Below are 20,016 nucleotides of genomic sequence, written 5' to 3' on the forward strand. Positions count from 1 at the left end.
AAAACAAGCATTTCCCATGCTTATTGGGGAGTAGATTATCACTTATAGACGTGGTCTAAAATCCTAGAACCACATCAGTATTCGATTTATGTTTGGTATCGACTGTAACCGTAAGGTTTCCCCAGAGAAAGGACAATGGTTTCAACTGCGTTTATTGCCGAATTTCCATCAGGGTCAAGTGGTCTGGCTCAAAGATTTTGGCTTTGTACCGTACGTTGAGATACAAAAGAACCAGTTTGAGGGGATCTTTGAAAATGTATATCGTTGGCAGAAGAAATTATTTAGACCAATGATCAAAAACTTCATTGATGACTTTATTCTCGATAAAAATCATCTGATACCACAGAGAGTCTATAAATGATAGTGCGTAAGTCCTAATATAGCTAAATTCTAAAAATATTAGTACATGGAAACATTTGTAAAACCTGATTTCCTATGGTTTTAGGTGTAATGATAAATTACGTATTCAGCTATAGCTGGATAATTCTTGAAAATTATGTTCAAGTGCTTTGGCTGCCTGCTGTTCGATTGCCCTAAATTTTTTCAGAATCACTTGCCCCAATTCAGGGATAACCGCACCACCACCATGTGTTCCACCTGTCTGTGTTTCGACCAAAGCAGACTGAAAACATTGATTCATGGTATCCACCAGTTGCCAAGCACGTCGGTAATTCATATTCATGGATTTTCGCTCAGAAAAATCGAAAGCTATATACTGGATGTTGGGCAATCACGATAATATGTGTAAGTCGATTGGACTAGCGACATCATTCATTTCTCCTCTTTTTATAATTAAACCAAGCCAATTTGTTGAAAGAACTGTTTGTAAATGTCCGCTTTTTTTTCCAGTGCCAATGGATAGGCCCGTGATGATGAAGGCAACCGATATAAGCTTAGCTCACGATTATCATAACCCACCTTTACCGATTGACCGATCATGGGCTTGATAGGCTGATCTGGAAAATGCTGCATCAGCGTATCTGTAGCCTTGTCTCCCGTTGTCATAATGGTATTACACATTGGTATTTGCTCAAGCAAAGCTGACAAATCGGTTGGAGTCACAATTTCCAAGAACTTGTCTGAGGCATTGCCCTGCAAGCGTTTAATTTGATAGGCCGTATCAAATATCCCAATTCCAATTTGGAACAAAAACTCACGGATTTGAATTTCCTTAAAATTTTTATTGGGTAAATCTAAAAAGTGGTTTTTATCACTGAAAAAAATCAGGCCAAAAATTCTCCACATATCGTTCTGATAGTTTGGATAATAAAAGTTCATCTTCCACCGATTCTGAGGCGGTGGAAAGCTTCCCAGCATCAGCAGTTTTGCATTGCCAGGCAAAAAAGGAGTGAGAGGGTGTGTTTCTATATCTATCATCGTACTGCTTAGAGTTAATTTTTTAAATAAATTGAACTTGAGTGTGACTTTGTTTTTTAATCAATTCAAGACTATTTTAAAAGAATACAAGTAATATAACCATTTTAAATATGGCTTTATATTATTGGAGAGTCATTATAGGTTTAGGCTGATTTAAGAAGGTGTAAATAATTCTGTGTAAATGCAATTTTAAAAATACTTGGTTACACGCTCTTCAAACATGATACTAAAGTGCTTCAATCTCGCAAAGGCATTTTCCACCAAGTGCCTAATTTTATATAAATTCCAGTCTATATGATTATTGTTGGACTGAGTGTTTGATTTTCGTGGAATTTTGGCTTGAGTATCTGTCGCCCTTATTTGCTCTCGTAATGGTTCAGAGTCATAACCCTTGTCTGCACATAGAATTTCGGTTTCTTCTAAATCTAATTTTGCGACTAGCTCAGGCGCAACCTTAACATTATGTGTTGTTCCATTTGTGATCATAATTTCAATTGAATTTGTATTACCAAAATCTACAGAAAATGTCAACAATTCCTAATTGAATTTTATAAATTAATTTATATGATGTTATTTTTTCTTCAATTCCTTAAATACACTTAGGCTATTTATAATCAAACTAAAAAGAAACCTTATTGCAAAAATAAGGCTTCTTTGCGAATCAGCTTAGGACTTGAAATAATTTAATGGTAATTTCAAATAACGTATTCCATTGGATTCTGGTTCAGGAAAACGTCCTGCATCCATATTGATTTGTATGGAAGGTAGAATCAATTTGGGCATTGTTAATGTCGCATCACGCGCCTGACGCATATGCACAAAATCTTGTTTAGCTGTTTTTGCATTTAAATGAATATTTCCCTGCTTTTGTGCTTGAATACTGGTTTCACACACAAACTCAGTTCTCCCATCAGGCTTATAATCATGGCAAAGAAAAACGCGTGTCTGTTCATGTAACTTATAAAGCTGCTGCACAGAATCATATAAGACTTCCGCACTCCCCTTTGGAAAGTCACAGCGTGCTGTCCCATAATCAGGCATAAACAACGTATCACCCACAAAAACTGCATCACCAACCACATAACTTAGACAGGCTGGCGTATGACCTGGTGTTGGAATATTGTAGGCATCCAACTCACCAATTTTAAAATGCTCATGATCCTTAAACAAATAATCAAAGGTTTGATGGGTATTAAAATATTTAAGATCAATATGATAGATTGCACTAAAAGTTTCCTGCACAATTGCAATCTTTTCACTCATGGCAATTTTTCCACCCAACCTGCTTTTTAAATATTGCGAAGCGGTTAAATGATCCGCATGAACATGAGTTTCTAAAATCCACTCCACCTTGAGCTGATTTTCTTCAATGTATTGAATAACTTCATCTGCACCCTGAGTCGATGTTGAGGCAGATGCCGCATTATAATTCAACACACTGTCAATTATTGCGCAAACCTGTGTACCTGGATCAGTGACCACATAACTGAACGTATTAGTCTTCTGATCAAAAAAAGCCTTGACTTGAGGATGTTGCATAAGTATATCTCCTATCGTTCAGCCCATAAGCGATGTATAAACATTCCAAACATCATTGCAGCAATAAAATACCAGGCTTGTGAATAACCCAGTCCAATTAAAGTAATTGCAGGTGCTGGACAAATACCTGCAATTCCCCAGCCGATACCGAACAGTACAGCACCAATCATCAGTTTCTGGTCAATTTGGTTATTGTTGGGTAATAGCATCGTTTCACCCTTTAAAGTTTTAGGATGTCGAATGGCTTTTTGAAATGGAATGATTGCCACCGCAATTGCACCAATCATGACAAACATCAGGCTAATATCCCAATCGCCGAACACATCCAGAAAACCCAATACCTTTGCAGGGTTTGACATGCCTGAGACCATTAAACCTAAAGCGAATAAACCACCAAACAGGAAAGCAAACAGGTTTTTCATGAATGGACTCCTATGACATGACGCACAATATAGACGGTGATCATTCCTGCAAGCATGAATGTCACCGTTGCAATAATTGAGCGTAGAGACAATCGGCTGATACCACAAATACCATGCCCACTGGTACAGCCTGAACCTAAACGTGTTCCAAAGCCAACCAAAAGCCCTGCTACAATTAAAGTGAATGGCGAGGATTCAATGATAATTTCAGGCTTTACAAATAATTGGTAAATAAACGGTGTGAGAAATAACCCAAGTAAAAACCAAAGTGCTGGATTCCCACTCAGAGACTTTGGTTGTAATAACTGGGCAAGTAAACCACTCATACCTGCAATACGACCATTGATATATAAATAGCCCACAACGGCAATGCCCAAAACTCCACCACCGATCAATGCTAAGAGAATACTAGACATCATTACACCATATAATATTATATGTTTTTATATTATGTTAATTAGGTGATAAAGCAAAGTTATTTTTTACGCATCTTTTAACCAATTGATTATTAGTATGTTATTAAAAATCAGATAGAACTTTTTCGACAAACCAAAGTGGAAATTCAGTCATATTCTCATTAAGTTTTAACACTTCGGCTTGTTCAATTTCCGCTAGAAAAGCAGCCTTTTCACCATCAGATGAATTATCAAATAAATAAGTTCGATCTGTGACTTCGACTGCTTGCATAAGCAGATCCAGGCTACGATAATAGCGATCACGAATCTTTTGTTCTGGTACAGGATGCCCACCTATACTTACCCGATAGTGGACACGTGCGATATTAATTTCAGGATTCACTGTTGCAACATAATATAAATATGTTTTAAACCCTTGTTCTTGTGCATCTTTTAAAAATTCAACTTTACTGATGTGAGACATTACCGTCTCAAAAGTAAAACTGATCTTTAATCTTAAAAATTCTAAACGAATAAAATCAATGATTCGGGCTGCAAGATAAGAATCGACATCAACTTTTGCAAAAAGGATTTGTCTCTCGGCAAATAATTCAGGTTCCTGACTCAATAAATCACATATTTGTTGATTTATCTTTTTCTTTTTGGTCTTTAAAAAATCAATGAGTTTTTCGACATCCAGCAACTCATGATAACTATTCAGATCAAGAATTTGTGTTTGATTTAAAACTTTTTCAAGCTCATCTGCATTTAAATATGCCCCAATATGTCGGGGCAATAAATAGTCCTTGATGGTACTTTTTCCAGAACCATTTGGTCCTGCAAACATACGAATACGTGGCTGTCGCATATCTCTAAACAGTCACAGACTTTTTCTTACGTTTGAAGATACGTTGAGAAGTTGCAAGTGATTGATACGATGTTGAAAGATCTTGTAGTACTTTGATCTCACCATTAGGGAACCGCTTTAACAATTGACGATCTTTTACATAAACAACTTCAGAACATTCACTTGCCTGCTTAAAGGCATTGCGGAACGCTTGTACAGCAAGGTCAGGAAGATGATCTTCTTCTTGTATACTCATTTGCATGATTGTAAAAGCTGTCATTGATGACTCCTCCGCATGATTGCGCTTATAACTATACTAACATAAATGCTCATTTTGTCCATTTTTACAGCTTGGCATTAATGTACTAAATCCTCAATACCAATTAATTTCGGTATGTTTTCAATCAGCTTATTTAACTCAATATTTGCTGGTGAAATACAGCCTATATAGTGACTTAAACGTGTTACCGTACCATCAGGACGTTTCCACCAGAAATATGCACTTGGTTGATCGGTTGCTGTTTGCTGACATCCCGTAGTCTTTACATTTGCTCCCGTTTCAGGACGATAGCTTTGTAATTCTTGCTGAAGTTTTTTATAAACAGATGGGCTTACTGTTAAATCTTGGGTTCCTGTTACTTTTGTATATTGTTTCCCATCAAAATGCACCGCTCCAGATGGAGAAATTTCCACTGAGTAAATTGGACAGGCACCAAAACATGGGCTAGATGAATAACGAATAGTTTCCTGCATCATACCCTGAGCTTGCGGTGGTGTAGATGCACAGCCCACTAATGTAAATGTAAAAACACCCGCGATTAATAATTTTTTCATTTGTTGATCCGTTATAAAGTATGTGGTTCAAATTTAACAAATAGTGAAATTGTTGTGATTTATATTGATGTTAAAATATTAATATTCCACTAATTTTACTTAGGCTATTTAACTATAAATTATGTAAAGCAAAACGGATTAAAACTAGTGAGAATTTTGTGATTGCAGAATTAATCGGGCAAGTTCCAGATCATCGGCATAGGTAATTTTGATGTTGTCTGAACGACCTTGCACCACTTGTACAGGCTGATTGATATATTCTAAAGCACTTGCCTCATCAGTAATTACAATGTGATTAGCTAATGCTGTTTCAAGCGCATTTTTTAATATCTTTAATTTTGCCATCTGCGGGGTTTGTGCCTGCCACAACAATTCACGGCTGACTGTTTTCTCAATCTGATTTTCAGTGTGCACCAGTTTTAAGGTATCACGAACTGGGATTGCTAAAATTGCACTTTGGTTATGCGCTATTGCAGTATTCACCAATAGCTGTAAATTTTCCTGCGTCACACATGGGCGTGCTGCATCATGCACCAATACCCAATCATCTTCATCGGTAATTTCAGATAAATAAATGAGGGCATTCAGTACAGAATGAACACGCTCTGCACCACCTAAGCAAAAATGTAACTTATCTTTATGCTGAAAAGGAAGTGTTTTGGCAAAATGATCCTGTTCGCCAATTGCAAGCACACATCCTGCTAAATCCAAGCTATTAAGACGATTTACAGTATGTTCAAGTACAGTATGGTTTTGAATATATTGATATTGTTTTAATTCAGTTTTTGAAAAACGACTGCCCGAACCTGCTGCTGGCACAACCGCCCATAGCCTAGTCGGGGTTTTCATTGGTTGCGACATCTACTTTTGCATTTGGATCGATATAAATTGGTTTGTAATGGGTACTGATGGTACTCATTTGCACAAAAGTTTCATTTGGCTTGATTAAACCTAAATCTAAGCGTGCATGTTCTTCAATCGCTTCCGTTCCATTTTTTAAGTCGAAAACTTCGGCCGCTAAAATACGATTGCGCTCTTTAAGCTCCGTATTTACTTCTGCTTGCTGCTTAATTTGTTGAGTTAAAGCCTGATGAGGGAGGTAGCCTCCCTCACCCAGCCAAAATTGATACTGTAGGCTTGCAACCAAAGCAAGCACAAGCAACAGAATCAATTTACTCGAAGTCGATCGAAACACATCTAGCATGAAAAACTCCCCACATCCCTCTTGAAAGGAAAACCTGTCACAAATTCTATAGGATTCTGAATTCGTGAAGTTTTTCTCTTTTGTAAAGAAAGGCTCTCAAGAAGTTTTAACATGGCTAAAGCTTGACCTTATTTTAGACCTTTGAACTCAGCCTTACCACGATAAGCGGCATAGGTTAATTCTTCAATACGAAGCAATTGGTTGTATTTCGCAACACGGTCAGAACGGCAAAGTGAACCTGTCTTGATTTGACCTGCTGCTGTACCGACTGCCAAGTCAGCAATGGTTGAATCTTCAGTTTCACCTGAACGGTGTGAGATTACAGTGCTGTAACCATTCGCTTTCGCAAGGTAGATTGCATCCAGAGTTTCACTTAATGTACCGATCTGGTTGTACTTGATCAGAATAGAGTTACCTACTTTCTCATCAATACCACGTTGTAAAATCTTAGGATTGGTTACAAATAAATCGTCACCCACCAACTGGATTTTATCACCAAGAATTGAAGTCAGATAGCTCCAGCCTTCCCAGTCAGACTCATCGAGACCATCTTCAATCGAAATGATTGGATATTGATTTACAAGACCAGCTAAATAATCAGAGAATTGATTGCTTGTGAATGCTTTATTACCTTCACCTGCAAGAATATATTGACCATTTTTGTAAAATTCTGAAGATGCACAGTCAAGTGCTAACATAATTTCAGAACCCGCTTTGTAACCAGTTTGACCAATCGCTTCAAGAATAACAGTGATTGCTTCTTCATTTGAACGCAAGTTCGGAGCAAAACCACCTTCATCACCCACAGCAGTATTTAAACCCTTTTTGTTTAAAACTGATTTTAGAGAATGGAAGATTTCAGCACCCGCACGTAATGCTTCAGAGAATGAAGTGAAGCCTACTGGCTCAATCATGAACTCTTGAATATCCACATTGTTGTCTGCATGTGAACCACCATTGATGATGTTCATCATTGGCACAGGCATGCTCAAAGTTGTTTGACCACGCAAGTCTGCGATGTATTGGAAAAGAGGAATTTTCTTTTCAGTAGCAGCAGCGCGAGCAGCAGCCAAAGAAACAGCTAGAGTTGCGTTAGCACCTAGTTTTTCTTTGTTTTCAGTACCATCAAGCTCGATCATCGTGTTATCGATGTCTTTTTGTTCAAATACTGATTTACCCACTAAAGCATCACGGATTAAAGTGTTTACGTTATTAACCGCATTTTTAACACCTTTACCCAAGTAACGCGACTTGTCACCATCACGCAGTTCCAAAGCTTCACGAGAACCAGTTGAAGCACCAGATGGTGCACATGCACGACCAACAACCCCAGATTCCAAAATTACGTCTGCTTCGATGGTTGGGTTACCACGAGAGTCCAAAATTTCACGTGCACGAATGTCAACGATTTGGCTCATGAACAATTCCTCTGTTGAATGAATAAAAAGATGCAACTGAATGCATCAATGGGTATCTAACTTTTTGAATCCTTTAACTAAAGTATCCAATTCTTTTAATTGCGCCAAGAATGGCTCAAGCTGTGATAAACGCAACGCACATGGTCCATCGCATTTTGCATGTTCAGGGTCTGGATGTGCTTCAAGAAATAATCCTGCCAAGCCCGTTGCCATACCTGAACGCGCTAAAGTCGTGATTTGGGCACGGCGACCACCAGCGGAATCAGCACGTCCACCTGGTGTTTGTAAAGCGTGGGTCACATCAAAGAATACGGGTACATTCATTTCTTTCATGATGTCAAAGCCCAGCATATCAACAACAAGGTTGTTATAGCCAAATGCTGAACCACGTTCACAAAGGATAAGTTTGTCATTTCCCGCTTCTAGACATTTATGCAGGATATGGCGCATTTCATGTGGGGCAAGAAACTGTGCTTTTTTGATATTGATAATGGCTTGGGTTTTTGCCATTGCTTCAACGAGATCAGTCTGGCGACTGAGGAATGCAGGAAGCTGAATAATGTCGGCAACTTCGGCAACGGGTGCTGCCTGATACGGTTCATGCACATCAGTAATGATTGGGACATTAAACTGTTTTTTAATCTCCCCCAGCCATTCGATGCCTTTTTCCAGGCCAGGTCCACGAAACGAGTTCAGGCTGGAACGGTTGGCCTTGTCAAAACTTGCCTTGAACACATAAGGAATGTTAAGGCGTTTACAAATATCAATATAGGTTTCAGCAATCTCAAACGCTAAATCTTTTGACTCAAGTACATTCATTCCGCCAAATAATACAAATGGCAAATGATTTGCCATTTGTATATCGCCTAAACGTACAACTTCTTGTGGTTTTAATTGTGACATTTAAACTTTCCCAGTTTATCTAAGTCTATATTATTTACTCTTTTGATGCTGTTTCTTTGCAGCGTCAATAAAACTGGCAAATAATGGATGACCATCACGTGGTGAGCTTGTAAATTCTGGATGGAATTGTACCGCAATAAACCAAGGATGTTCAGGAATTTCTACAGTTTCAACCAAATGTTGTACTGAAGAATAGCCTGAAATCTTCATACCTGCCTGTTCTATGGTCTCAATAAAACGATCATTCATTTCATAACGATGGCGATGACGCTCAATAATTTCTGATTGACCATAAATTGTACGAATTTTTGCACCATCAACCAATTCAGACTTTTGTGCACCCAAACGCATGGTGCCGCCTAAGTCTGATTCAAGACTACGGTGTTGTAATTCGCCACGCTCATCCAGCCATTCAGTAATTAAGCCAATGAGTGGATATTTGGTGGAACGGTTAAATTCAGTTGAAGTTGCTTCAGGCAACCCTGCGACATGACGTGCATATTCAATCACCGCCAATTGCATACCTAAACAAATACCCAGGAAAGGAACCTTATTTTCACGTGCATATTGAATCGCACGCATTTTACCCTCAGTACCACGCTCACCAAAACCACCTGGAACAAGGATTGCGTCAGCCGTTTCAAGAACCGAAATATCCTGACCCTCTAGAGATTCAGCATCAACATAGTCAATCTGTACTTTAACGCGGTTTTTAATGCCTGCATGTAAAAGTGCTTCATTGACAGATTTATAGGCATCGGGTAACTCAACATATTTACCAACCATTGCCACGCGAACGGTGTATTCTGGATTGAGTAATGCTTCAACCACATTATCCCAGTCTTCAAGATTGGCTTCTGGCAAGTTATTAAAACCAAAACGTTCACAGATTAAATCATCGACATTTTGTTCGTAGAAATTGCGTGGAATTTGATAAATGGTTTTTGCATCTGGACATGCAATAACTGCACGTGCTTCTACATTGGTAAATAGTGCAATTTTACGAATGGTGTCCGCATCAACTTCATGTTCAGTACGGCAGATCAGGATGTCTGGCTGGATACCAATCGAAAGCAGTTCCTTAACAGAGTGCTGGGTTGGCTTGGTTTTTAGTTCAGCCGCAGACTTAATATATGGCAATAAGGTTAAGTGCATCAGCATGGTACGTTTATGACCCAGCTCAACCATAAGCTGACGTACCGATTCCATAAATGGAAGTGATTCAATATCACCCACTGTACCGCCAATCTCAACAATTGCAACGTCATAACCCTCGCCTGCGCGAAGTACACGTTCCTTAATATTATCGGTAATGTGTGGAATCACCTGAACTGTACCGCCCAAGTAGTCACCACGACGTTCTTTATTGAGTACGTCCTGATAAACACGACCACTGGTGAAGTTGTTCAGCTTGGTCATTTTGGCGCGACGCAGGAAACGTTCGTAATAGCCCAAATCTAAGTCAGTTTCAGCACCATCCTCTGTGACGAAAACTTCACCGTGCTGGAATGGGCTCATGGTACCTGGATCGACATTAATATATGGATCCATCTTTACCATCGTGACTTTTAAGCCACGAGCTTCCAAAAGTGCGGCAACAGAAGCAGCAGAAATACCTTTACCTAGTGATGAAACCACACCACCAGTGACAAAAATAAAATGGGTCATTGAGTTTCTCGTACAATCGAGCCGAAATCGGCCTACAATGTTGGGCAATTTTACTGTACTCTGCACCAAGAAAGCAAAGTCAAACCGCACCAATTCAAAGAACTATAAACAATCGACTATTCTATCAGCATTTTCGATAAAAATTTATGGGATTTGTGGATTTTTCATCCATACATGATATTTGGCTGATCAATAGCATGGAACAAATACCGCAATTTTTCCCCAGATTTACTGTGATTTTATTTTAAAATAGCGCTCTCTCAGCAAACATTTATAAAATATCATCAAAGCCGATAACCGTAGGGATTTCTTCACCTGGTTTTATTGCTATAATCCGTGCTGTCCTTATTCAATATGTTGTTTTAGCAATGGCAAATAAAAAACTTTTAATTTGTGCAGCACTTGCGACTGGTCTTTTATTAACTGCTTGTGTGAAAAAAGAAGAACCGAAAGAAGAGCAGCAAGAACAGGCAACCGAGACACAAACGACTCAGCCTGAACCTGAAAAAATTCAGGAATTTGAGTCTCTAGAAAGTGCGGAACCCGCACCTGAGCCAGTGATTGAAACAAGCCGTGAGGAAACACCAAATACGACCACTGAAATTCGTGGTGAAACACGCCCTACTCAGGCACAAACTTCTACAGATACAAGCACTCAACCTGAAACGCCACGTACTGAACAGCCTAAACCAGCAGTTCAGGCTGAGCAAAAGCCTGCTAAAACAGAACAACCAAAAACTGAACCTGTAAAAGCACCAAAGCCATCGACACCAGCCCAAAGTGAAGATGATGCTGTTGCTGCCGCAATTGCCGCTGCAACCCCTGCACTGAACAATTAATTGATTGTAGTCAAAAGCCAGTTGAATTCAACTGGCTTTTTTACAGCTAAACTTTATGAATAACTCTTAAAAAAATCTGACATCAAGCGTGATGCCCATGATTTCACTGCTAAGCTTTCATAAAAACCACAATGACTGCCCTTTTTGGTAGTCACTACCACAACATTTTCCATCTGCTGAATAGTCTCTTTATAAGGTTCCAGATTTTTAATGGAACAGACAGGATCATCTTCAGCATTCAAAATCATCAATGGAATTTTAACATTCTCAAACACATAAATCGGGTTAATGGCTTGGCAATAACTTTGATAATCCTGAAAGCCTGCCATTTCAAAATATTCTTTTTCAAATTCTTCCAAACTGGTCGTGGTGAGCACTTTTTTAAGAGAAGCAATGTTGCTCCATGTATTTTGATAAGGATGAATAAAATACTTAAATAATTTTTTGGTCATCATTTTGCTATAAAAAGGATGTACATTTTTAAAGCTAAGTTCAGTGTTATAACCTGGACACATGGCAAAAGCGGCCTTAAATGGCGTATCTTCGCCTTGTTCGCCCAAATAGCGGACCAATAATCCAGTCCCAGCCGATGAACCCACCGCATATAAGTCTGAGTCTGGAAATAGGTTTTGAATATGTCCAAGTTGTTCTTTTAAGTCATGGGTTGAACCAAACAGGGAAATTTGTGGCACAGGCATCGGTAACCCTGCATGTCCACGGCGTAAACAAAGTGCAATCCGCCAACCCGTATATGCATGTAAGTCTTTAACAAGTTCACGCATACTTTCAGGTGTACCTGTAATAGTATGCATGATCACAACAGTTGGGGTATCGACTGGCAAATCATAGCCATACCATGCGATTGCAGTAACACCACCATCCTGCATGGTCAACTGATCAATACGATCATACTCAAGCTTGCTGGTTTTCTTCTTGATTAAATCAAAATATAAAAGATGAACATGGCTATTGCTGAGCCAAAAAGTTGGGCGATATTTCTGTTTTAACTGTGGTAATCTTTCCAGAACATCTTTAATTTTCCCTTGCGGGTCATAATACATTTTCGGTTGCTCAGCACCAACGACTGAATCCAGTACGTCCAAAGCTAAAACTTTAAGCTTGTTTAAAACAGATCCGCCCATGTTCAATTACCGTCTCTGACTATGCGTTAAATGTTTGTCGCACCAATGCTGCGACCTGTTGCCCCCAAATTGCATAAATTTCTTTACTTGGATGAAAGCCATCACTGGCCATAGGTAAATTCATCGCCTGAAAATTTTTAATATCGTATTGAATAAATCTAAATTGTGGCTGTGGAGCTAACCACTGTTTTAATGCGTCATTCATTTGTTCGGCATATTTTCCAAACAGCCAAGCCAATGGCTGAGGTAGTGCTGGAAAATGTTGCATGGGTGGCACACCTGACACAATAATCAGTTTTGGCTGGAAACGGTTTTGTATTTGAGTAAATAATTGTTTTTGTTGTTTTATCCAAGTTTTAGCAGAAATTAATTTGGTGACATCATTCACACCTATGGAAGTAACCACCACATCATAGCTTTGTGGTTCTAAATCATGGATCGCCTGTAAAACCTGTTTTGTGGTATCACCTGTTTTGGCATGCAGCTTCCATTGCAACACATACTCATTCTGCAACTCGGCAATAATTGCACCTAACAAAGCTTCCTGTTGTGTTTCCACACCAACACCTGCTGCTGCTGAATCACCCAGAATCAAAAGTGACAGGGGTTTTCCCTGCCCAGTCTTGCCCTCACGATCACCGCTTGCTTCTGGCAGACGTGGTGTATTCCTACGAACTTTTGTGCCTTGTATCAGCAATACAGGTAATAATCCGAAAGTTGAAAGTTTTAACCACATACTAATGATCTTAATATTACTTAGGCTATTTTGTATTAATTAATTTGGTTGATATTGAGCAAATCTTGCGCTCATCTGTTCAGCCAATGCCGCCAAACCACTCATTGGGCGAATCATCACTTCAAAATCAATAATTTTGCCTTGTTCATTAAAGCGAATCATATCAATACCTTTTAATAATTTTCCGCTCACATTTGCGCTAAATTCTAATACTACGTTTTCACCATCTTCAGTATAGAATTCACGGTGATAGGTAAAATCCTGAAAAACTTGAATTACATTGGTCAGGATAAAAAATACCACATGCTTGCCCTCATAAGGTTTGTATGCCACAGGCGAACGGAAAACCACATCATCTGCCAGTAATTCATTTAAAGCGGACATATCACCTGTTTGAATCATTTGATGCCATTTTTCCAGCGATTGTTTTGTTGTTTCGAGTGTCATTTTATTTTCCTTTATCCTTAAATGTTAAAATGAGGGACATTTCCTCCTAGAGAAAATGTCCGATTGATTGTATTTATAAAACGGCTGCCAGTTCAGCACCTTGACGAATGGCGCGTTTTGCATCCAGTTCGCCTGCTTCTTTTGCGCCACCAATCAGGTGAACATTTTTGCCATCCGCCTTGAGTTGCTCATACATCGCAGTATAGGATTCCTGACCAGCACAGATCACCACATGGTCAACCTCAAGCACAGTAGTTTGTCCGTCAACGGTGATATGTAGACCTTGATCATCCACTTTGTCATAGCTTGCGCCTGCAATCATTTTTACATTGCGGTGTTTTAAGCCTGTACGATGAATCCAGCCAGTCGTTTTACCTAATCCAGCACCAACAGCTGCTGTTTTACGTTGTAATAGGTAAATCTCACGTTCAGATTTCTCTAGCTCAGGCTGTTTTAAGCCACCTACATGCGCATAGCTTGTATCAATACCCCACTCCGCATAGAATTTTTCAGGATTTAAACTGCCGCTATCACCTTCATGGGTTAAATACTCCGCTGTATCAAAGCCAATACCACCAGCACCAATAATCGCAACACGCTTACCGACTGGAACACGCTCTTTTAATACTTGGATGTAGCTCAATACTTTTGGATGATCAATACCTTCAAATTGTAATTGACGCGGTGTTACCCCTGTTGCAACAACAATCTCATCATAATTAGCCTGGCTGAGTTCTTCATAAGTCACTGTATGATTGAGTACCAGCTCAATATTCGGCTGTAACTCAATCTGACGTTTGAAATAGCGTAAAGTTTCGTAAAACTCTTCTTTACCAGGAATGGTCTTAGCAATATTAAACTGACCACCAATCTGATTATTTGAATCAAACACTTTAACTTTATGACCACGACTCGCTGCATATGTTGCAAAACTTAGACCCGCTGGACCTGCACCAATTACTGCAATATTTTTTATTGCATTTGTTTCTTTAAAAATCAGCTCAGTTTCATAACATGCACGTGGATTAACTAAGCATGTTGCAATCTTCATCGAGAAAATATGATCTAAACATGCTTGGTTACAACCAATACAGGTATTAATTTCATCACTACGACCTTCACTCGCTTTCAATACAAAATCGGCATCAGCCAACATTGGGCGAGCCATCGAAATCATGTCTGCATGCCCTGAAGCCAGTACATGTTCAGCCATTTCAGGTGTGTTGATACGGTTCGATGTGATTAACGGAATTGAAACTGAGCCTTTTAGCTTTTCTGTGACCCATGTAAATGCTGCACGCGGTACTTTAGTGGCAATGGTTGGAATACGGGCTTCATGCCAGCCAATCCCTGTATTGATAATAGTTGCACCTGCTTTTTCGATTTCTTTGGCAAGTTGAATCACTTCTTCCAGACTTGAACCGCCCTCAACCAAATCCAGCATGGATAAACGATAAATAATAATAAAATTTTCACCAACAGTGGCACGGGTACGTTTTACAATTTCAATTGGGAAACGAATACGATTTTCGTAGCTACCGCCCCATTCGTCATCACGGTGGTTGGTACGAGCAGCAATGAATTCATTGATCAAGTAACCTTCTGAACCCATGATTTCAACACCATCATACCCTGCATATTGTGCAAGCTTGGCACAGTTGGCAAAGTCATCAATCGTTTGTTGAACTTCTGCCGAACTTAATGCTTTAGGTTTGATTGGATTAATGGGCGCTTGAATCGCTGATGGCGCAACATTGTTTGCCTGATAAGAATAACGCCCCGTATGCAAAATTTGCATTGCGATCTTTCCACCAGCTTCATGTACAGCCTGAGTAATAACTTTATGTTTTTCAGCTTCTTCGACGGTATCTAATTTTGTACCGTGTGCAAATACAACACCATCATCATTTGGAGAAACACCGCCAGTTACAATCAGACTTACACCACCTTTGGCACGTTCTGCATAAAATGCAGCCATACGTTCATAGCCTTGAGGTGCTTCCTCTAAACCAATATGCATAGAGCCCATAAGCACACGGTTCTTTAATGTGGTAAAACCCAAGTCAAGTGGTTGTAATAAATGTGGATAAGCTGACATGTTTTCTCCTTTGGCTAGCAATCTGCTTGCTAATGCAACTTGTTGCATAAACTTATAAACAAGATTTGATTTTTATGCAACATATTGCATAATTCTGATGAGTCATTTTTTATTACGGATCATCATGTCACTTGCCCATGTTTTATTGACAAGCTTATTAGAGAAACCAAGTACAGGTTTTGATTTAGCTCGTCGTTTTGACCGTTCAATGGGCTTCTTTTGGAACGCGACTCATCAGCAAATTTACCGCGAACTCAATGGAATGCTGAAAAAAGGATGGATTTCTACATTAGAAGAACAGGCTGCAAACAGCCGAAAAAAAACCTATCAAGTCGAAGCACTAGGCAGAATAGAACTTGCTGAATGGGTTGAACAACAAAGCGAGCCTGCCCAGCTGCGTGATGACCTGATGGTTAGATTAAGGGCCGAAGCACAACTTGGCGGCAATAATATTTTGCCTGAACTTGAACGACATCTAGAACTTCATAAAGAAAAACTTAGTCTTTATCAAACCATCCATGATAAGGATTTTAAAAATAATGAACCTACTAATCGTGTCTTATTTATTCATAAAATGATTCTGGAACTCGGTATCATTAAAGAAATCGAATGGATAAGATGGTTAGAACAAATGATTCCACAACTTAAAAAGTTTGAAAAAGCCAACGGAGCTAGAGAAAAATAATGCCGTTTTATACCATGCCTGATCAGGAAAAATTGTTTGTCAGACGTGTTGGTGAGGGCAAACCTGTACTCGTCCTGTCAGGATTGGGCATGCAAAGCTGGCTATGGCTTCCATTTTTATTTGCAACCCGTAAAAAATATGAATTTATCATTCCCGACTGGCGTGGTTTTGGTGGTTCAAAAGATTGTGCCATTCCTGAAACGGATGCGATCTCAAGCCACTGGAATGATGTCGATACATTGATTAAGCAACTTAAACTTGAGCAGTTTATTCTGATTGGCTATTCAATGGGTGCAACCACAGCCATGCACGGGTTTAAACATGGCGGTCTGGCACAAAAACTAAAAGCCTATCTGCATATTGATCAAACACCAAAAATTCCTGTCGATGATTCATGGCAATATGGCTTATTTGGACAAAAACATGAGCAATTTAAATCGCTGCTACTGGATATTCAAAACGTACTCTCAGCAAATAGACAGGCAACCCAATTTGAAGATTTAGCTGCATCTGCTCGTGATCAATTAGTCAACGCATGGAGTAATTTTCTTGAGTTACAAAGTAGCAATCCTTATAGTGGCAAACTATTTAAAGCAGCGCTCAACCGCCCTTCTTTACAAAAATATTTATTGCCTATCCAGCGTTTGGATTACCTGCTTTGGTATGTGGAAAACTATTTAAATCATACTGAGGATTATCGCGAAGCCATTAGCCGAGTGAACTGTCCAACCACTTTCTTTATTGGGCGTGGTTCAACACTTTATCCTGAAACGGGGCAAACCATCATTGCTAAAAGTCTGAGCAATGCCAAAGCGGTTTATTTTGAACGTTCTGGGCATACACCACTAATTACTGAACCTAGAAAATTTAGTCAGGAAATTGGCAGTTTTTAGAAAATCAAAGCCAGTAGATTACCTTATTGATTTTAGATAGCCTATAGTCAAATCATTATAAAACTAATACAACTCAGTCGATGAATTATTTCGAGTTTTTTTGAATCCTGTATGGATAATAAAGTAGTTTGACTATAGTTAATTAGGCTATTTTTACGCAAAAAATAGCCAGCTTATTCATATAGTCAAATCATTATAAAACTAATACAATGGTGCAATGAGTTATTCAGAACATTTTAGACGTAAAATTTTAGCTAAGCTTGAGGAAGGTTATTCTATTCGAGCGGTAGCTGCACAATTTGAAATTAATAAAAATACCATTGTTGAATGGAAGAAACGTATAGAGATTAAAAAAACTCGTGTACGTAAACCTTCTAAAATTAACGATGATGCTTTACGTGAAGATGTTGAAAAGTATCCTGATGCTTATCAATATGAACGTGCTGCACGTTTTAATTGTGGTGTTTCATCTATTGGTGCTGCATTAAAGCGCTTAAATATTACAGTTAAAAAAAGACGTTAAGCCATCCTAAAGCAGATACAAGGCTTAGGGATAAATTTATTCAGCAAGTGAAAGAATTAGAAAAAAACCACCCGATTATTTATCTGGATGAAAGTGGTTTTAAGTCACATGATTATAGACCTCATGGCTATTCACGAAAAGGAGTACCCTGTTTAGGGCAATATAATTGGCAATTAAAGAATCAGACCAATGCCATTGGAGCAATCCATAAAGGGGATTTATTTTCAGTCGGTTTATTTGATTGCAAAATCAATTCAGATGTTTTTCATTTTTGGATTGAGCAATTCCTGATACCAGCATTACCTGAAAATAGTGTAGTGGTTATGGATAATGCAGCATTTCATAAAAGAGCAGATATTCAGGAATTATTGGAACAACAAGGGCATAAAATTCTTTGGCTTCCTGCATACAGCCCTGATTTAAATCCTATAGAACAGATGTGGGCATGGGTTAAACGTAAGCGTAAAGAATGGTTGATCGACTCAGTCGATGAGTTATTTCGAGTTTTTTTCGAATCCTGTATGAATAATAAAGTAGTTTGACTATAAACTGGCTGTTAAATCAATTTAATGTCTTCTCATCTGCTCAGCAACATCCAGCAATAACTGTTCAGTTTTATCCCAACCTAAACAACCATCTGTGACGGATTGGCCATAGTTCATATCACAAGAAATCTTTTGATTGCCATCCACCAAATGACTTTCAATCATCACACCACGTACTTTGGATTCCGCACGTTCTGCAATGATTTGCTTTAAAACATTCGGCTGCTGTAATGGATCTTTACCACTATTCCCATGACTACAATCAATGACTAACGCAGGTAAATGCTTATGTTTAAAGTGCATGGCTTGGATTGAAGCCAAATCATAATTAGTTCCATGATTTGAACCACGTAAAATCAAATGTGGTAATGGATTTCCATTACTATGCAAAATTGCAGGTAAACCTTGTTGAGTCATCCCCAAGAATTGATGACCATGCAGTGCAGACTGAATCGCATCCAAAGCAATTTGAATTGAACCATCTGTACCATTTTTGAAACCGATGCTATATGGCATATGGCTAGCAATTTCACGATGAATTTGTGATTCACTGGTACGTGCACCTATTGCACCCCAAGCCAATAAATCATCGAAATAACCTGTTGCCATTGGACTTAAAATTTCGCTGGCAATCGGCAAGCCTTTTTCAATCAATTGAATATAAAGTTCACGGGATTTTTCTAAACCCAATTGTAAATCTGATGATCCATCTAAATTTGGATCGTATAAAAAACCTTTCCAACCCACTGTAGTACGTGGCTTTTCAATATACGCACGCATCACCAAAAATATATGATCTTTTACCTGTTCTTGTAGTTGTTGGAGGCGATCAGCATATTCGAGTACTGCGATAGGATCATGAATCGAGCAAGGCCCTGTAATCACCATTAAACGATGATCCTGACCTGATATAATATTCTGAATGGTTTGACGATGGTTTGAAATTTGCTGCGCTAAAGTTGCAGACAAGGGATACTGTGCTTTGAGTTGTGATGGCAAGCTAAGTATTGATTCTTTTGAATGAGTGTGTGGTTGTGTCAAAGCAGTATTTAAAGCATTCATTATTGATTTCCTTTGGACTGTTGTTCAGTCCCATCATTTATTTGAGCAAGTGTGATCTAAGTGATGTTGATTTTTTTGCAAAGTAAAACCAAGAAATCTTGCTAAAATATGAATAGTTAAATGTATACATGGTATTTCTCCTAAAATCGTGATTGTTAAAGCATAAAAAAACCTGATCGGGGTTGCCGATCAGGTATTAACTGCTTGGGCAACCTTTTTGCTGCCCGAAACGCATCAGGCAACCATTAATAGTGCCAGAAATAAAAATATGCGTTTGTGTTTACAGTATGCTTTAACATGTTTCTTTAAAATATCTAAAAACTGTTCCTAAGTTCTAAATTACGCACTATTTCAGTGTTTGACAAGCACTTTTTATCTTTTTTAATCGAAATGGGAAAATAGTAAAATTTGACCTTTCACATTTTCATCCATAGAATAG

Annotated in this window: 23 protein-coding genes and 2 pseudogenes; 6 read left to right on the forward strand and 19 right to left on the reverse strand. The window is 38.7% G+C overall.

The genetic code is table 11. From position 1 onward, the window contains the following. Positions 1–79: 79 nt before the first annotated feature. Positions 80–361 (forward strand): annotated as a pseudogene (locus F967_RS07200) (hypothetical protein); the annotation flags it as partial. 105 nt (positions 362–466) lie between these two features. On the opposite strand, the pseudogene F967_RS07205 reads toward F967_RS07200, so the two are convergent. The 14 genes and pseudogenes from F967_RS07205 to F967_RS07270 all read right to left on the reverse strand — a co-directional run. Next, a pseudogene (locus tag F967_RS07205) lies at positions 467–688 on the reverse strand (winged helix-turn-helix domain-containing protein); the annotation flags it as partial. A gap of 104 nt (positions 689–792) precedes the next feature. Beyond that, positions 793–1,377, reverse strand: coding sequence for a uracil-DNA glycosylase family protein (locus tag F967_RS07210; RefSeq protein ID WP_004758015.1), 585 nt, complete (start codon positions 1,375–1,377; stop codon positions 793–795). A 189-nt stretch (positions 1,378–1,566) separates the two neighbouring features. After that, a complete protein-coding gene (locus F967_RS07215; RefSeq protein WP_034431090.1) occupies positions 1,567–1,911 on the reverse strand; it encodes a transposase in 345 nt (114 codons plus the stop codon). A 132-nt stretch (positions 1,912–2,043) separates the two neighbouring features. Further along, positions 2,044–2,916 carry an MBL fold metallo-hydrolase gene (locus tag F967_RS07220; RefSeq protein ID WP_004799098.1) on the reverse strand — a complete coding sequence of 291 codons (873 nt, stop codon included), beginning with the start codon at positions 2,914–2,916 and terminating at the stop codon, positions 2,044–2,046. Positions 2,917–2,927: 11 nt separating this feature from the next. Then, entirely contained in the window at positions 2,928–3,338 is a 411-nt protein-coding gene (locus tag F967_RS07225) for a YeeE/YedE family protein (RefSeq protein ID WP_004799099.1), read from the reverse strand. Continuing rightward, on the reverse strand, positions 3,335–3,754 hold the full coding sequence (locus tag F967_RS07230) for a YeeE/YedE family protein (protein WP_004760129.1): 420 nt from the start codon (positions 3,752–3,754) through the stop codon (positions 3,335–3,337). The genes F967_RS07225 and F967_RS07230 overlap by 4 nt, the downstream gene beginning before the upstream one ends. 103 nt (positions 3,755–3,857) lie before the next feature. Continuing rightward, positions 3,858–4,601 (reverse strand): ATPase, encoded by a 744-nt coding sequence (locus F967_RS07235; protein WP_004682029.1) that lies wholly within the window; start codon positions 4,599–4,601, stop codon positions 3,858–3,860. Between the two features lie 4 nt (positions 4,602–4,605). Further along, the gene (locus F967_RS07240) at positions 4,606–4,860 is read right to left on the reverse strand and encodes a hypothetical protein (RefSeq protein ID WP_004760131.1); all 255 of its coding nucleotides are present in this window, start codon (positions 4,858–4,860) and stop codon (positions 4,606–4,608) included. Between the two features lie 77 nt (positions 4,861–4,937). Continuing rightward, positions 4,938–5,414, reverse strand: a complete 477-nt coding sequence (locus F967_RS07245) for a DUF6438 domain-containing protein (protein WP_004799101.1) — start codon at positions 5,412–5,414, stop codon at positions 4,938–4,940. Between the two features lie 144 nt (positions 5,415–5,558). Next, positions 5,559–6,263: a 2-C-methyl-D-erythritol 4-phosphate cytidylyltransferase gene (ispD, locus tag F967_RS07250; protein ID WP_004799102.1), complete on the reverse strand. Its 705-nt coding sequence runs from the start codon at positions 6,261–6,263 to the stop codon at positions 5,559–5,561. Then, complete coding sequence (ftsB, locus tag F967_RS07255; protein ID WP_004799103.1) at positions 6,247–6,618, reverse strand: cell division protein FtsB; 372 nt, start codon at positions 6,616–6,618, stop codon at positions 6,247–6,249. Before ftsB ends, ispD begins: the two co-directional genes overlap by 17 nt. Positions 6,619–6,746: 128 nt before the next feature. After that, entirely contained in the window at positions 6,747–8,036 is a 1,290-nt protein-coding gene (gene eno, locus F967_RS07260; RefSeq protein WP_004760137.1) for a phosphopyruvate hydratase, read from the reverse strand. A 45-nt stretch (positions 8,037–8,081) separates the two neighbouring features. After that, positions 8,082–8,939, reverse strand: coding sequence for a 3-deoxy-8-phosphooctulonate synthase (gene kdsA, locus F967_RS07265; RefSeq protein ID WP_004677343.1), 858 nt, complete (start codon positions 8,937–8,939; stop codon positions 8,082–8,084). 30 nt (positions 8,940–8,969) lie between these two features. Further along, positions 8,970–10,607 (reverse strand): CTP synthase, encoded by a 1,638-nt coding sequence (locus F967_RS07270; protein ID WP_004799104.1) that lies wholly within the window; start codon positions 10,605–10,607, stop codon positions 8,970–8,972. Positions 10,608–10,975: 368 nt separating this feature from the next. Here F967_RS07270 and F967_RS07275 point away from each other — a divergent pair, with 368 nt between their 5' ends. Beyond that, positions 10,976–11,446 (forward strand): hypothetical protein, encoded by a 471-nt coding sequence (locus F967_RS07275; RefSeq protein ID WP_004677340.1) that lies wholly within the window; start codon positions 10,976–10,978, stop codon positions 11,444–11,446. A 53-nt stretch (positions 11,447–11,499) separates the two neighbouring features. On the opposite strand, the gene F967_RS07280 is transcribed toward F967_RS07275, so the two are convergent. From F967_RS07280 to F967_RS07295, 4 genes are all read right to left on the reverse strand, one after another. Next, positions 11,500–12,588, reverse strand: coding sequence for a YheT family hydrolase (locus F967_RS07280; protein WP_004799105.1), 1,089 nt, complete (start codon positions 12,586–12,588; stop codon positions 11,500–11,502). Between the two features lie 19 nt (positions 12,589–12,607). Beyond that, complete coding sequence (locus F967_RS07285) at positions 12,608–13,324, reverse strand: SGNH/GDSL hydrolase family protein (RefSeq protein WP_004760142.1); 717 nt, start codon at positions 13,322–13,324, stop codon at positions 12,608–12,610. A 39-nt stretch (positions 13,325–13,363) separates the two neighbouring features. Further along, a complete protein-coding gene (locus F967_RS07290) occupies positions 13,364–13,771 on the reverse strand; it encodes a nuclear transport factor 2 family protein (protein WP_004799106.1) in 408 nt (135 codons plus the stop codon). Between the two features lie 73 nt (positions 13,772–13,844). Continuing rightward, entirely contained in the window at positions 13,845–15,869 is a 2,025-nt protein-coding gene (locus tag F967_RS07295; protein WP_004799107.1) for an NADPH-dependent 2,4-dienoyl-CoA reductase, read from the reverse strand. Between the two features lie 124 nt (positions 15,870–15,993). On the opposite strand from F967_RS07295, the gene F967_RS07300 reads away from it, so the two are divergent. The 4 genes from F967_RS07300 to F967_RS07315 all read left to right on the forward strand — a co-directional run bounded on the left by F967_RS07300 (position 15,994) and on the right by F967_RS07315 (position 18,512). Beyond that, positions 15,994–16,554, forward strand: a complete 561-nt coding sequence (locus F967_RS07300; RefSeq protein ID WP_004760145.1) for a PadR family transcriptional regulator — start codon at positions 15,994–15,996, stop codon at positions 16,552–16,554. Beyond that, positions 16,554–17,447 carry an alpha/beta fold hydrolase gene (locus F967_RS07305; RefSeq protein ID WP_004799108.1) on the forward strand — a complete coding sequence of 298 codons (894 nt, stop codon included), beginning with the start codon at positions 16,554–16,556 and terminating at the stop codon, positions 17,445–17,447. Before F967_RS07300 ends, F967_RS07305 begins: the two co-directional genes overlap by 1 nt. 217 nt (positions 17,448–17,664) lie before the next feature. Then, complete coding sequence (locus F967_RS07310) at positions 17,665–17,970, forward strand: IS630 transposase-related protein (RefSeq protein ID WP_000122230.1); 306 nt, start codon at positions 17,665–17,667, stop codon at positions 17,968–17,970. A gap of 47 nt (positions 17,971–18,017) precedes the next feature. Continuing rightward, complete coding sequence (locus tag F967_RS07315) at positions 18,018–18,512, forward strand: IS630 family transposase (RefSeq protein WP_004760103.1); 495 nt, start codon at positions 18,018–18,020, stop codon at positions 18,510–18,512. Positions 18,513–18,536: 24 nt separating this feature from the next. Here the strand turns inward: F967_RS07315 and F967_RS07320 are convergent, their stop codons facing one another. After that, on the reverse strand, positions 18,537–19,577 hold the full coding sequence (locus tag F967_RS07320) for a 3-deoxy-7-phosphoheptulonate synthase (RefSeq protein WP_004761128.1): 1,041 nt from the start codon (positions 19,575–19,577) through the stop codon (positions 18,537–18,539). Between the last annotated feature and the right edge of the window lie 439 nt (positions 19,578–20,016).

The sequence above is a fragment of the Acinetobacter sp. CIP 102637 genome (assembly GCF_000368425.1).
In the GTDB taxonomy this organism is placed as follows: Bacteria; Pseudomonadota; Gammaproteobacteria; order Pseudomonadales; family Moraxellaceae; genus Acinetobacter; species Acinetobacter parvus.